This window comes from Actinophytocola sp. (genome assembly GCF_045807065.1).
Taxonomy (GTDB): domain Bacteria; phylum Actinomycetota; class Actinomycetes; order Mycobacteriales; family Pseudonocardiaceae; genus Actinophytocola.
Map to the genome: position 1 here is coordinate 1 of NZ_JBJMIE010000306.1, position 13,227 is coordinate 13,227.

At 68.4% G+C, this 13,227-nt stretch carries 14 protein-coding genes and 1 pseudogene; 13 read left to right on the forward strand and 2 right to left on the reverse strand.

Going from position 1 to position 13,227, the window contains the following annotated elements; genetic code table 11:
- The 8 genes and pseudogenes from ACJ73U_RS17555 to ileS all read left to right on the forward strand — a co-directional run.
- A pseudogene (locus ACJ73U_RS17555) lies at positions 1-409 on the forward strand (cell division protein FtsZ); the annotation flags it as partial.
- Positions 410-507: 98 nt separating this feature from the next.
- The gene (gene pgeF, locus ACJ73U_RS17560; RefSeq protein WP_407778714.1) at positions 508-1,224 is read left to right on the forward strand and encodes a peptidoglycan editing factor PgeF; all 717 of its coding nucleotides are present in this window, start codon (positions 508-510) and stop codon (positions 1,222-1,224) included.
- Positions 1,221-1,949 (forward strand): YggS family pyridoxal phosphate-dependent enzyme, encoded by a 729-nt coding sequence (locus ACJ73U_RS17565; protein ID WP_407778715.1) that lies wholly within the window; start codon positions 1,221-1,223, stop codon positions 1,947-1,949. Before pgeF ends, ACJ73U_RS17565 begins: the two co-directional genes overlap by 4 nt.
- 37 nt (positions 1,950-1,986) lie before the next feature.
- Positions 1,987-2,673 (forward strand): cell division protein SepF, encoded by a 687-nt coding sequence (locus ACJ73U_RS17570; RefSeq protein ID WP_407778716.1) that lies wholly within the window; start codon positions 1,987-1,989, stop codon positions 2,671-2,673.
- 19 nt (positions 2,674-2,692) lie between these two features.
- Positions 2,693-2,977 carry a YggT family protein gene (locus tag ACJ73U_RS17575; RefSeq protein ID WP_184814390.1) on the forward strand — a complete coding sequence of 95 codons (285 nt, stop codon included), beginning with the start codon at positions 2,693-2,695 and terminating at the stop codon, positions 2,975-2,977.
- A gap of 48 nt (positions 2,978-3,025) precedes the next feature.
- Complete coding sequence (locus ACJ73U_RS17580) at positions 3,026-3,850, forward strand: DivIVA domain-containing protein (RefSeq protein ID WP_407778717.1); 825 nt, start codon at positions 3,026-3,028, stop codon at positions 3,848-3,850.
- A 29-nt stretch (positions 3,851-3,879) separates the two neighbouring features.
- The gene (locus tag ACJ73U_RS17585) at positions 3,880-4,599 is read left to right on the forward strand and encodes a hypothetical protein (RefSeq protein WP_407778718.1); all 720 of its coding nucleotides are present in this window, start codon (positions 3,880-3,882) and stop codon (positions 4,597-4,599) included.
- A 229-nt stretch (positions 4,600-4,828) separates the two neighbouring features.
- Positions 4,829-7,957: an isoleucine--tRNA ligase gene (gene ileS / locus ACJ73U_RS17590; protein WP_407778719.1), complete on the forward strand. Its 3,129-nt coding sequence runs from the start codon at positions 4,829-4,831 to the stop codon at positions 7,955-7,957.
- A 241-nt stretch (positions 7,958-8,198) separates the two neighbouring features.
- Here ileS and ACJ73U_RS17595 read toward each other — a convergent pair whose 3' ends face one another.
- A complete protein-coding gene (locus tag ACJ73U_RS17595; RefSeq protein WP_407778720.1) occupies positions 8,199-8,444 on the reverse strand; it encodes a hypothetical protein in 246 nt (81 codons plus the stop codon).
- Between the two features lie 56 nt (positions 8,445-8,500).
- Here ACJ73U_RS17595 and ACJ73U_RS17600 point away from each other — a divergent pair, with 56 nt between their 5' ends.
- From ACJ73U_RS17600 to ACJ73U_RS17610, 3 genes are read left to right on the forward strand one after another with little or no spacing between them, the layout of a single operon-like run.
- Positions 8,501-8,842 (forward strand): NYN domain-containing protein, encoded by a 342-nt coding sequence (locus tag ACJ73U_RS17600; protein ID WP_407778721.1) that lies wholly within the window; start codon positions 8,501-8,503, stop codon positions 8,840-8,842.
- 14 nt (positions 8,843-8,856) lie between these two features.
- A complete protein-coding gene (locus tag ACJ73U_RS17605) occupies positions 8,857-10,533 on the forward strand; it encodes an N-6 DNA methylase (RefSeq protein ID WP_407778722.1) in 1,677 nt (558 codons plus the stop codon).
- Positions 10,521-11,156, forward strand: a complete 636-nt coding sequence (locus ACJ73U_RS17610) for a restriction endonuclease subunit S (RefSeq protein WP_407778723.1) — start codon at positions 10,521-10,523, stop codon at positions 11,154-11,156. The genes ACJ73U_RS17605 and ACJ73U_RS17610 overlap by 13 nt, the downstream gene beginning before the upstream one ends.
- Positions 11,157-11,213: 57 nt before the next feature.
- On the opposite strand, the gene ACJ73U_RS17615 is transcribed toward ACJ73U_RS17610, so the two are convergent.
- Positions 11,214-11,780 carry a TetR/AcrR family transcriptional regulator gene (locus tag ACJ73U_RS17615; RefSeq protein WP_407778724.1) on the reverse strand — a complete coding sequence of 189 codons (567 nt, stop codon included), beginning with the start codon at positions 11,778-11,780 and terminating at the stop codon, positions 11,214-11,216.
- Between the two features lie 138 nt (positions 11,781-11,918).
- On the opposite strand from ACJ73U_RS17615, the gene ACJ73U_RS17620 reads away from it, so the two are divergent.
- On the forward strand, positions 11,919-12,533 hold the full coding sequence (locus ACJ73U_RS17620) for an ATP-binding cassette domain-containing protein (RefSeq protein ID WP_407778725.1): 615 nt from the start codon (positions 11,919-11,921) through the stop codon (positions 12,531-12,533).
- Between the two features lie 13 nt (positions 12,534-12,546).
- Positions 12,547-13,227, forward strand: a 681-nt coding sequence (locus ACJ73U_RS17625; RefSeq protein WP_407778726.1) for a YhgE/Pip family protein, incomplete at its 3' end; no start/stop codon positions are given.

Genomic DNA, 13,227 nt, shown 5'->3' on the forward strand with positions numbered 1-13,227 from the left:
GCCCCCGCCCACCTTCCCGTTCCACTCCTCGCCACCTGGGCCCGCCCCGGCTCAGCCGCAGACGCCGCCCGCGCAGAGCACGTACGCGGCACCCGACCCCACACCCAGCCCGGCGCCCCACCCGCCGATCCAGCAGAACCCGCCGGTGCAGCAGACCCCGCCGGCCGGCGGGAGCACCGCCGCCCCGCACCAGCCGGTGCACCAGACCTCGGACCAACAGCACCTCGCGCCGCCGCCCCGCCAGGCCGCGGCCGGCTACGCGAGCCCGATGGGCAGCGCGAGCGTCCCGCCGACGGCCTCGCCCCGCCCGCGGACTCCCGGCACGGGTGGCAGCCTGCCGTCCCGTGCGGTCCCGGTCACGGACGAGCCGGACGACGAGGTCGACGTCCCGCCGTTCATGCGGCGCTGACGACCGACCCGACCCAGTGCCATGAAAGGCGCGTTCGAGACACTCAACGTCTCGAACGCGCCTTTCATGGCGTTCCGGCCAGACAAGAGGAGAGTGCTGTGCGGATCAGACGGGTCGTGACCACCCGGGCCGGCGGCAGGTCCAAGCCGCCGTACGACTCGTTCAACCTCGGCGGCGGGGTGGGCGACGACCCGGACGCCGTCGCCGCCAACCGCCACCGGCTGGCCACCGAGCTGGGCCTGGAACCCGGCCGGCTCGTCTGGATGGAACAGGTGCACGGCCGCAACGCCGAGGTCGTCGACGGGCCCCGGGCGGAAGCCGTCGAGGCGACGGACGCCATCGTCACCGCCGAGCCCAACCTGGCGCTGGTCGCGCTCTGCGCCGACTGTGCGCCCGTCCTCCTCTCCGACCCCGAGGCGGGTGTCGTCGGCGCCGTCCACGCCGGCCGGGTCGGCGCGCGCGTCGGCGTCCTGCCCGCCGCGCTCACCGCGATGGAGAAGGCCGGCGCCCGGACCGACCGGATCGAGGTGCTGCTCGGCCCGGCCGTCTGCGGCGAGTGCTACGAGGTCCCCGCCGCCATGCAGGCCGACGTCGAGGCCCACCTCCCGGGCAGTGCGTGCAAGACCCGGCGTGGCACGCCCGGCCTCGACATCCGCGCCGGTCTCTGGCGCCAGCTCGCCGACGCCGGCGTGGCCAAGATCGGGATCGATCCGCGGTGCACGTTCGAGGATCGCAGCCTGTTCAGTCACCGCAGAGAAGGCACCACTGGGCGATTGGCCGCCCTCACCTGGCTCGACCCGGAGGACCAGCCGTGACGGACCGCCTCGCGGAGATCGAGGCCGCGCTCGAGAACGTGCGCAGCCGCATCGCGACCGCTTGTCGCACCGCCGGGCGCTCAATAGACGCCGTTCGTCTCATTGCGGTAACGAAGACATTCCCGGTCGAGGACGCCGCCATCCTGACCGACCTCGGCGTGACCGACCTCGGCGAGAACCGCGAGCAGGAGGCCGGCCCGAAGGCCGCTGAGCTGCGGGAACTCCGACCGGGGGCCAGCCCGAGGTGGCACATGCTGGGCCACCTCCAGCGCAACAAGGCCCGCGCGGTCGCCCGCTGGGCCGCCGAGATCCAGTCCGTCGACTCCGACCGGCTCGTGGATGCCCTCGACAGGGCCGTGCGCAACGCGCGGGACGCCGGCGACCGGGCCGAACCCCTCGACGTGCTCATCCAGGCGAGCATCGACGGCGACCCGACACGCGGCGGCGCGCCACTCGACACGCTCGCGAGCCTCGCCGAGCATGTCGCCCGTTCGGGTGAACTACGACTACGCGGTCTGATGGCTGTGGCGCCGCTCACGATGACACCGGCCGAGGCGTTCGGCAGGCTGCGGGAAGCCGCCGAACGCCTGCGTGAAGATCATCCGGAGGCCACCGAGATCTCCGCCGGGATGACCGGCGACCTCGAGTCGGCTATCTCCTGCGGTTCGACCTGCGTGCGTGTCGGAACAGCGCTCCTGGGCACCCGTGGCCTAGCCTCGCCATAACACGTTTCAGCAGTCGTATTCGGCGAGGGGCAGGGGTATGGGCACGCTGCAGAAGCTGAAGGCCTACTTCGGCATGGTCCCCGCCGACGAGTACGACGGCTACGACCTCGATGACCTGAACGAATACGACGAGCGGGCGGACTACCGGGGCGCGCCGCGCCGCCCGGACTACCTGGCCGAGGACGACTACGACCCCTACGCCGACGGCGCCCGCCGGCGTGAGTTCGGTCGCCGGGACGACCGCTACGCGGAGGACCACTACGAGGTCGACGGCCGTGCCGACTTCCCGGCCCGGCCGGCGCCACGACCGCGTCCGCCCTGGTCAGCCGACGCTCCGGTGCAGGGCGCGCTGGCGATGGAACCGCGTCGTGAGCCCGTGCCGCGGCCCGTGCCGCAGCCCGTGCCCGCCGCTCCGGCGGCCAAGCCGAGTGCCGGAGGCTATCCGATGGGACGGATCGTTACGCTGCACCCGTCGAGCTTCACGGACGCACGCACCATCGGCGAGCACTACCGGGACGGCACCCCGGTGATCATGAACCTCACCGAGCTGGACGACTCCGACGCCCGCCGCCTGGTGGACTTCGCGGCCGGCCTGGTGTTCGCTCTGCGGGGCTCGATGGACAAGGTCACCAACAAGGTGTTCTTGATCTCACCACCGAACCAGGACCCCACCGCGGAGGACAGACGACGGATAGCGGAGGGTGGATTTCTCAACCGAACGTGAGTGATGGCAGAGTTGACACGTGGATCCCGTGCGGCTTGTCTTGTATTGGGTACTGTTCGTCTTCTGGCTGTTCCTGACCGCGCGAGTCGTGGTGGAGCTCGTCCGCGCGTTCTCGCGAGAGTGGCGCCCGGCCGGCGGGGTTGCGGTAACGCTGGAAACCATCTACACAGTGACCGATCCTCCGGTCCGCCTGGTCCGTCGGCTGATCCCGATGGTCCGGATCGGAGGCGTAGGGCTGGACCTATCGATTATGGTGCTGCTGCTGGTTGTGTTCATACTGATGCGACTGGCCTATCCGGGGTAACGGGGATTCCGGATGGATCGCAGACACCCGAGTGCGTGAGGTGATCAGATGTCGTTGACCCCCGCTGACGTGCATAACGTCGCGTTCAGCAAGCCTCCTATTGGCAAGCGGGGCTACAACGAGGACGAGGTGGACGCCTTCCTTGACCTGGTGGAGGTTGAGCTTTCCCGCCTGATCGAGGAGAACAACGACCTGCGGGCGCAGGTCGAGCAGCTCGACGCCCAGCTCGAGTCGGCCCGCGCCGACATCGAGGAGGCGCGTTCGCACCCACCGGCACCGCAGCCGGTCCACCAGGAGCGACGGCTCACCCCGGTGCCGCCGCCGAGCGCACTGGAGCAGACGTCGCCCGGCGCGACGGGTGGGGATCACCACGTCCAGGCCGCCAAGGTGCTCGGTCTCGCCCAGGAGATGGCGGACCGGCTCACCGGCGAGGCCAAGGCCGAGTCCGACGGGATGCTCGCCGAGGCACGCACGAAGGCCGAGCAGCTGCTGTCCGAGGCGCGCGCCAAGTCGGACACGATGGTCAACGAGGCTCGTACCCGCGCCGAGACGATGCTCAACGACGCGCGCACCCGTGCGGAGACCCTCGAGCGGTCGGCTCGCGACAAGGCGACGACCCTGGAGCGGGAGGCGCAGCGGCAGCACGCCGAGGTGCTGGGGCAGGTGCAGGCGGAGCGGACCGCGCTCGAGAAGAAGATCGACGAGCTGCGCACGTTCGAGCGTGAGTACCGGACCAGGCTGAAGACGTTCCTCGAGTCGAGCCTTCGCGAGCTTGGCGACCGCGGTTCCGCGGCGCCGACCACCGGGTCGTCGGACACCGGCAGGTCGGGCCAGGGGTACGCGTTCGGGCCACGCGCGGCCGAGGCCGGCTGACGCGCACGCGTCGTAGCCGCTTCTGATCAGTGCTGTACATAGTGCTGGTGCTGGTGCTGGCTGCCTTCGGGCTGCTCGTAGCCGCACTGACCACGGCCAACACGCTGTGGGCCTGGATCTCCGTCGTGGTGAGCGTGGTCGCGGCCACGCTCCTCGTCATGGACTGGGTCTCGGGCCGGCGTGCGAAGGCCCGCGCCGGCGAGCCGGTGAGACCGAGGGCCGTCACGGTGGGTGGCCCGCGTCACCACCGCGACGAGCCGTCGGACGTGGAGCCGCTGGAGGACGACGACGACCTCCAGCCGGAGCCGATGCGCGAGCCGATGTCGAACCTGGACTTCGAGCCGCCCGTCAAGCTCGAGCTGCCATCCGGGCCCGAAGACGTGCGGACCGTGGTGACCGAACCGGTCGACGAACCGTCCGACGAGGAACGGACGAGCATCGCGGCCGTCCAGGACGACCTCGTCCAGGACGACCTCGTCCAGGACGACCTCGTCCAGGACGACTTCGTCGGCGAGCCGGGGGAGGAGCCGACCGACGCGAGCGACCTGCTGGTGGTCGCCGGCCTCAACGTCGAGGTCCGCGTCGTCGACGAGCACCCGCGTTACCACCTGGCCACCTGCGTGTGGCTGGCCAACCGCCCGACCATCCCGGTCGCGGTGTCCGAGGCACGGCAGCTGGGCTTCACGCCGTGTGCCCGCTGCGGTCCGGACGCGACGCTCGCCGCCAGGCACCGGGCCCGCGCCAAGTGATTTGACGGCTTCTGGCATCCTTGTAGTACAGGCGTCGAACCGGCCATCACCGGGGAGCCTCCGGAAGAACGGGCCGCCGTGACCAGGCGGCCTCACTAGAACCGGACGGATACGGCCCGTCACAGCCGTCAACGAGTGGTCAGCGTGCTCGAGCGCTGGCAAGCGGGGTGGTACCGCGGCGTCATGTCGTCCCCGTGCCAAGGCACACGGACGACTGTTGAGGGACCCGATGGCTTACCCCAAGGCGCAGGTCGGCTCGGACGAGAACGCGGGAAGCGGCGTGGCTTCCCAGCCGTCCTTCCCGAACCTCGAGCTGGCCGTGCTCGACTACTGGAACACCGACAAGACGTTCCAGGCCACCATCGACGCGCGCCCCACCGGCAACAACGGCGCGAACGAGTTCGTCTTCTACGACGGCCCGCCGTTCGCCAACGGCCTGCCGCACTACGGCCACCTGCTGACCGGTTACGTCAAGGACGTCGTGCCGCGCTACCAGACGATGCGCGGCAAGCACGTCGAGCGCCGGTTCGGCTGGGACTGCCACGGCCTGCCGGCCGAGTTCGAGGCGGAGCAACAGCTCGGCATCAAGACCAAGGCCGAGATCGAGGAGATGGGCGTCGCCGAGTTCAACGACGCCTGCCGCACGTCGGTCCTGCGGTACACCCAGCAGTGGCGCGACTACGTGACCCGCCAGGCCCGCTGGGTCGACTTCGACAACGACTACAAGACGCTCGACCTGGACTTCATGGAAAGCGTCATGTGGGCGTTCAAGTCCCTGTGGGACAAGGGCCTGGTCTACGAGGGCTACCGCGTCCTCTGGTACTGCTGGCGCTGCGAGACGCCGCTGTCGAACACCGAGACCAAGATGGACGACGTCTACCTCGACCGGCAGGACCCGGCCGTCACCGTCGCCCTGCGGCTCGAGACCGGCGAGCTGGCCCTCATCTGGACCACCACGCCGTGGACGCTGCCGTCGAACCTGGCGATGGCCGTCAACCCCGAGGTCGACTACGTGACCGTCGAGGCCAACGGCGAGAAGTACCTGCTGGCCGAGGCCCGCGTGGCGGCGTACGCGCGTGAGCTGGGGGAGAACCCGCCGGTGGTCGCCCGCTACAAGGGCGCCGACCTGCTGGGCCGCGGGTACACCCCGCCGTTCGACTTCTTCGTCGGCACCGAGAACGCGCACCAGATCCTGGCCGCGGACTACGTCACCACCGAGGACGGCACGGGCATCGTGCACATCGCCCCCGCCTACGGTGAGGAGGACAAGGTCGTCACCGACGCGGCCGGCATCACGCCCGTCACGCCGGTCGACCCGCACGGTCGGTTCGACGCCTCCGTGCCCCCGTACGAGGGCATGCACGTCCTGAACGAGGCCAACGGCCAGATCATCAAGGACCTCAAGGCCGCCGGGAAGCTGCTGCGGCACGAGACCTACGACCACGCCTACCCGCACTGCTGGCGCTGCGGCAACCCGCTGATCCAGCGCGCGGTGACGTCGTGGTTCGTCGCCGTGACCAAGTTCCGCGACCGGATGGTCGAGCTGAACCAGCAGATCAACTGGGTGCCCGGACACGTCCGCGACGGTCAGTTCGGCAAGTGGCTGGAGAACGCCCGCGACTGGTCGATCTCCCGCAACCGGTTCTGGGGCTCGCCGATCCCGGTGTGGGTGTCGGACGACCCGGAGTACCCACGCGTGGACGTGTACGGCTCGCTGGACGAGTTGGAGCGCGACTTCGGTGTGCGCCCGACCGACCTGCACCGGCCGTTCATCGACGAGCTGACCCGGCCGAACCCGGACGACCCGACCGGGAAGTCGACCATGCGCCGCACCCCGGAGGTGCTGGACTGCTGGTTCGAGTCCGGCTCGATGCCGTACGCGCAGGTGCACTACCCGTTCGAGAACCGCGAGTGGTTCGAACACCACTACCCGGGCGACTTCATCGTCGAGTACAACGGCCAGACGCGTGGCTGGTTCTACACTATGCACGTCCTGGCCACGGCGCTGTTCGACCGGCCGGCGTTCCGCAACTGCGTGGCGCACGGCATCGTCCTGGGTGACGACGGGCAGAAGATGTCCAAGTCGCGCCGCAACTACCCGGACGTCAACGAGGTCTTCTCCCGCGACGGCTCGGACGCCATGCGCTGGTTCCTGATGGCCTCGCCGATCCTGCGGGGCGGCGACCTGGTGGTGACCGAGCGCGGCATCCGCGACGCGGTGCGCCAGGCGGTGCTGCCGCTGTGGAACACGTGGTACTTCCTGGCGCTGTACGCGAACGCGGAGGGCGTCGAGGGCACGTGGCGGACGGACTCGACGCACGTGCTCGACCGGTACGTGCTGGCGAAGACGCAGGAGCTGGTGGTCGACACCCGCGCCGCACTGGACGTCTACGACCTGTCCGGGGCGTGCGCGGGCGTGCGGGAGTACCTGGAGGCGCTGACCAACTGGTACGTCCGCCGGTCGCGGGACCGGTTCTGGGCCGGTGACTCCGACGCCATCGACACGCTGCACACGGTCCTGGAGGTCGTGTCGCGGACGGTGGCGCCGCTGCTGCCGCTGACCGCCGAGGTCGTGTGGCGGGGCATCACCGGCGAGCGGTCGGTGCACCTGGCCGACTGGCCGGCCGACGACCTGCTGCCGGCCGACGCCGCGCTGGTGACGGCGATGGACCGGGTCCGGCAGGTGTGCTCGGCGGCGCTCGCGCTGCGGAAGTCGAACAAGCTGCGGGTGCGGCTGCCGCTGGCGTCCCTGGTGGTCGCCGCGCCGGACGCGGAGTCGTTCGAGCCGTTCGCCGACCTGATCGCGGACGAGGTGAACGTCAAGCAGGTCTCGCTGACCACGGACGTCGCCGCGCACGGCCACTTCGAGCTGGTGGTCAACGCGCGGGCGTGCGGCCCGCGGCTCGGGGCGGACACGCAGAAGGTCATCCGCGCGGTCAAGGCTGGCGAGTGGACGACGTCCGGCGACAGGGTGGTGGCCGCGGGCATCGAGCTGCTGCCCGGCGAGTACGAGCGGCGCCTGGTGGCCACCGACAGGGGCGCGACGGCCGAGCTGCCGGCGTCCTCGGGCCTGGTGGTCCTGGACACGACGACCACCCCGGAGCTGGAGGCCGAGGGCGTCGCCCGCGACCTGGTCCGCGTCGTACAGCAGGCCCGCCGCGAGGCGGACCTGGACGTGGCCGACCGCATCACGGTGACGGTCCAGGCCCCGGAGTCGGTGGTCGAGGCAGTACGCCCGCACGAACAGTTCCTGGCCGGCGAAACCCTGGCGAACGAGGTGACCTACGGCCCGGCCACCGGCTTCGCCGGCTCGGTCGGCGACGGCGTCGAGGTCACGGTCGCGGTCACCAGGGCCTGACCAGGTTGCATGGCTTGAAGGCGTCGTCTTGAGATGTTCAACGTCTCGAGGCGGCGCCTTCACCAGTTCGCAGGGGCGAGACAGTTAACAATAGTCCGTGCACGCCAGTACGGCTGCCTTCTGAATGGGCGTAGGCTCGCGCCTGGCAATTTGCAGTTGTTGGGAGAAAGAGAGACGGCCCCGAATTCGGGGCCGTCGAGCCAGGACTGCTCACCCTGGCGTGGTGTGCATCGATCGTACCTCAGACCGCAGTGCATGCAGGAGATACACCATGTCCCGCGTCGCCGCCTACGTCGATGGCTTCAACCTGTACTTCGGCCTGCGATCGAGGCATGCTCGAAAGTACTTGTGGCTTGACCTGCAGGCACTGGCAGTAAGTCTGTTGCGACGCGGCCAGAGCCTGGAACTCGTCAGGTACTTCACCGCTCGTGTTCGAGATGATGCCGAAGCCGGGCAACGCCAGTCCGACTACCTCGACGCGCTCCAAGCGCACAGTCCGCTGGTGGAGATCAAGGATGGTCGTTTCCAGGCGAAGGACAGGCGATGCCGGATTGCGGTACTACCTGGACGGTCTTCGAAGAGAAGGAGACCGATGTCAACATCGCCGTCGCGCTGCTGTCCGACGCGGTACGGGACCACTTCGACACTGCTCTTCTGATCTCGGCAGACAGCGATCTGTGTCCCGCTGTGCGAGAGACGAAGAGCCTGTTTCCTGCCAAGCGGATTATCGCTGCCTTCCCACCCGATCGGCACTCCGCGGAGTTGAAACGCGTGGTTGACGGGTTCGTGTTCGTCGGCAACGACAAGGTCCGGCGGGCTCAGTTGCCCGACAAGGTCGTCACCGAGGCCGGGGTGGTGCTGCGGCGGCCGAAGCAGTGGGGCTGAGGGAGGAGGCTCACGTGGTCGATGTGCACGTGAGTATGTCCGAGGTAGCTCGTCGGCTCAGGCTCACGTTGCCTGCGGTCAGCAACTGGCGTCGGCGGCATTCGTCGTTCCCGGTACCGATGGAGGTCGACGGCCAAGAGTTGTTCTCGGCCGTGCAGATGGCGGGATGGCTCGACGACCGCAGGATCCCGAAGAAGAACCTTGGGCCAGACGAGCTCCCGGGCACGACTTATGGCACAAGGTTCCGTAACACCATGGAGATTGCACACAGGTCACCCGATTACACGCTCGGTGTTCTGTGGGAGGAACTCGTCCGGCTTTGCGGCGCTGGCGATATCGCCGTGTTCGCGGATCTCGTGTTGACCTTGCTCTATGTTGCTATCGAGGACGGCGACCGCTGGAGCAATATTCTGGCAGCCGATGGCCCGGGGAGAGGACGGCCCGTAAAGTATGACGCTCTTTACCCCGACTCGTTCCTTCTCGACCTCCACCGAGGTAGTCTCCCGCTTCTCGACGACGTCGTAAACGATCACCGGCTGGCCGAGATCGTTCGTCTGATCGAGCGTGTGCGCCTCGCCGGCTACGGGATCGAGGTGTTCGAATTTCTTTTGGATCGGTTCGCGGCCAAGGAGGGGCGGCGGGACTTGGCCGTGCGCACTCCTCCGGCGGTTGTGCGACTTCTCGTGGAGTTGGCCGACACGATCCGGGGAACAAGCGTGTTCGACCCCTGCTGCGGATCCGGAGAGTTCCTGGTTGGCGCGGCGAGACACATCGAGGAACATGGTGGTCGTCCGCGTGATGTGGCGTTTTCGGGACGTGCTCTTTCCGTCCGTGCCGCGTGTCTGGCACGTATGAACCTACGGCTCCGTGGAGTATCGGCCGATGTGAACGCATCCGCCGACGCTCTCTTTCATGACGTACGGCTGTTGGCTGCGCAGGAACGCTTCGAGGTGGTCCTGTCGAACCCGCCGTTCGATCTGAGAGCACCGGCGGACTTCAACGCTCAATACGGTCGGTTGCCGAAGAACCGCACCAGTCTCGCATGGCTTCAGTACGTGATGTTGTCGCTCTCAAGCCAGGGGAGAGCAGCCGTTGTCATGCCCGGCGGCACTCTGTTCCGCAGCGGCGCCGAACAGCAGGTCAGAACGGGGATGGTCGAGGATGGAGTTGTTGAGGCCATCATCGCGCTTCCGCCGCAACTGTTCGCTTCCACCGCTGTTCCGGTCAACGTGTGGTTGCTGAGAGCCCCTGCTGTCCCCGTCAACGTGGCGTTGTCCACTCCACCCGCCGTTCCGGTCAACATACGGTGGCCGAGGTCGCCGATGTCGATGGATGAGGGAGAGATTCTATTCATCGACGCGAGCGGGCTCGGTCACATGATCAGCCGCGCGCAGCGGATCTTGTCCGACGACGACCGACGTCAGATCGTGGATACGGTCAATCGTTGGCGTGAGGGCAAAGAGTACGAGGACATGCCGGGGTTCTCGGCATCGGTCGCTGTCGAGCGCGTTCGTGACCAGGACTACGTGCTGGTCCCCGCCAGATATGTGAACCCGACTGTCGACTGCGAAATGTCGACCAGACCGGTGCATGAGCTTCGGAGTGAGTTGGTCGAATTGGAACGGCACGCTGCGTCGGTGAACGCCGTGGTCGAGCAGAAACTGGACGGGCTCGGAACATGGATTCGTTGATCGGCGTCGTTCCGAACTATTGGGCGGAGCAGCGCCTGGACAGTGTATGTGAGATTCTTTCAGGCGCACATATGGAGCTGGTGACGCGTACCTCAGCAGATGTTCCGGTCGTCACGCCGCATGAGCTGTCGAACAACAAGATCGCTGACGACTGTGCCCTGGGTACCAGCCGCAAGGCGGCCGGGCGGCTATCCCGATACAGACTGAAGCCGGACGACATTGTGTGTTCCCGGCGAGGAGACCTCGGACGCCGTGGGCTAACCGGCGGGAACCAGCTTGGCTGGCTGATCAGCTCGGCGTGTCTCCGTCTCCGTGTGCGAAAGATGATCAGTGCGCCATACCTCGTCTACTACCTGGGGCATACGGCGGTTCGACGCTGGATAGCAGGGAGCACGGGCGGCGCGGTACTTCCCAGCCTCAGCACGGTCATGCTCGGGGCTCTGCCGGTCGTGGTCCCACCCATGGCTGTTCAGCTGAGCATTGCCGACACACTCCGAGCGCTGGACGAAAAGATCGTGATCTACGAGCGGATCAGCCGCACAACTGCTGCTTTGCGTGAAGCCCTGCTCCCACAGTTGCTGAGCGAAGCGAATCCAGCGAGTTCGACCTACGACATCCGGTAGAGCGGTCCGAACCTCCTGTCCGCCTCGAAAAGCCGTTCGAGACACTCAACTGCCTCGTCAGTCCTTCGCGCGGGTGACGGCGGCGAGGATGATCGGGTTGACCCGCTCGCTGATCTCCTGGGGTGACACCACGTCGGGCTCGACGAAGGCCTGGGTGGCCCCGCCCTCGTACACGGCGAACAGCCAGCGGGTGAGCTCGAGCGCCGGCACCGTCAGCTCGAGGCCCATGCGCTCCAGCAGGTCGGTGAGGTGCGCGGCGAAGATCGTCCACGCCCGGTTGCGGACGGCGGCGAACGCGGCGCGGGACGCCTCGTTGCGCACGGCGAGCAACCCGAACTCGTAGTTGATCAGGAACCAGCGCCGGTCGTGGGGCGCGGCCGACAGGAACTCGGTCACGACCGTGCTGAAGTCGCGGCCGTCCAGCTCGCCGGCCGGTCCGGCACTCGCGTCCAGCACCGCGAGCACGCGCTCGGTCTGCCTCTGGTACAGCGCGATGAACAGCTCGGTCTTCGACGAGTAGTTGCTGTAGAACGCGCCGCGGCTGAAGCCTGCCCGCTCGCACACGTCCTCCACGGACGCGCCGTGGAATCCGCGCTCCGCGAACGCGTCGAGCGCCGCGTCCAACAACCGTTCCTGGGTCTGCCGACGTTTACGTGACAGAGGTCGCGTGACAGGCGTCTCCGCTGCCGCAACTGGCTGCGCCATGCCGCCAAGAGTACATTAACGAATCGGATACAGGAATGTATATTTCGCGGAGGCGGCATGATCGAGGCGGCCGGTCTGGGCCTGCGCACTCGCCAGGGTTGGGTCTACCGGGACGTCGACCTCGCGGTGCCCGAAGGCTCGTTGGTCGCCGTCGCCGGACCGGCGGGCAGCGGGCGGACGATGTTGCTGCTCACGTTAGCGGGCCGGGCCAGGCCGAGCACGGGTGAACTCCGCGTCGGGGACGCCGTCAGCAGAGCCGACATCCGCGCCCGGGTCGCCGTCGCGCGCGCCACCGGTGCCGTCGAGCTCGACCCCGACCTCACCGTGGGCGACGGCCGCCGCGAGGCCGGCCTGCTCCACCGGGGCGCCGATCCCGGCTGGGCGGCGGACCTCGTCGGCCTCGACGTGGACGGCACGACGCTGATCGGCGACCTCGCCCCGGACGACGCGGCCCTGTTCGCCGTCGCCCTGGCCGTATCCGCCCGCCCGGCCGCCGTGGTCCTCGACGACGTCGACGCGCACGCCACGCCCGACCAGCAGCGCCGGATCTGGACCGCGCTCGGCTCGTTGGCCGAGAGCGGGATGACCGTGGTCGCCAGCACCATCGACGCGGGCCTCGCCGAGGGCGCGCACGTGTACGAACTGGGGAGGGACAGCAGTGCGGCCGTTTAGCCTGGCAGCGAGGTTGGCGTGGTACGAGATCAAGCGGTTCCGCACGCCACTCCAGCGCCTCGCGCTCGCGTTCGTGGTGCTCGTGCCGCTGCTGTACGGCGGGTTGTACCTGTGGTCGAACTGGGACCCGTACGGCAAGCTCGACCAGATCCCGGTCGCCGTGGTGAACGAGGACCGGCCGGTGACCGTGAACGGCCAGGAGGTCGACGCGGGCGGGCTGTTCGTCGACGAGCTGAAGAAGGACCGGATCTTCGACTGGCACTTCGTCGACCGGGCCGAGGCGGCACGCGGCGTGCACGACACCGACTACTACTTCGAGATCTCCGTGCCGCGTGACTTCTCGAAGAAGCTCGCGAGCGGCGCGAACGCCGAACCCCAGCGGGCTCGCATGCTGATCACCCTGGACGACGCGAACGGCTACATCGTCGGCAAGATGGCGCAGACCGTGCAGGCGGAGCTGGAGAACAAGATCAGCGCGGCGGCCGTCAGCGCGTACTTCCAGTCGGTGTTCAACAACCTGGAGAGCCTGCGCAACGGCATCACGCAGGCCGCGGACGGCGCCGCCCAGCTGCGCGACGGCGCGGCGAGCGCCGAGCAGGGGAGTGCGACGCTGTCCAGCGGCCTGAACGACCTGAAGGCGGGCGCGGACAAGCTCGCGCCGGGTGCGGCGCAGGTGTCCGACGGCGTCTCGGCC

What these genes read in the sequence shown, in the direction of transcription:
- ACJ73U_RS17570 (WP_407778716.1), top strand. Translation starts at nt 1,987, where the DNA reads ATGGGCACGCTGCAGAAGCTGAAGGCCTACTTCGGCATGGTCCCCGCC.
- ACJ73U_RS17580 (WP_407778717.1), top strand. Translation starts at nt 3,026, where the DNA reads ATGTCGTTGACCCCCGCTGACGTGCATAACGTCGCGTTCAGCAAGCCT.
- ileS (WP_407778719.1), top strand. Translation starts at nt 4,829, where the DNA reads ATGGCTTACCCCAAGGCGCAGGTCGGCTCGGACGAGAACGCGGGAAGC.
- ACJ73U_RS17600 (WP_407778721.1), top strand. Translation starts at nt 8,501, where the DNA reads ATGCCGGATTGCGGTACTACCTGGACGGTCTTCGAAGAGAAGGAGACC.
- ACJ73U_RS17610 (WP_407778723.1), top strand. Translation starts at nt 10,521, where the DNA reads ATGGATTCGTTGATCGGCGTCGTTCCGAACTATTGGGCGGAGCAGCGC.
- ACJ73U_RS17620 (WP_407778725.1), top strand. Translation starts at nt 11,919, where the DNA reads ATGATCGAGGCGGCCGGTCTGGGCCTGCGCACTCGCCAGGGTTGGGTC.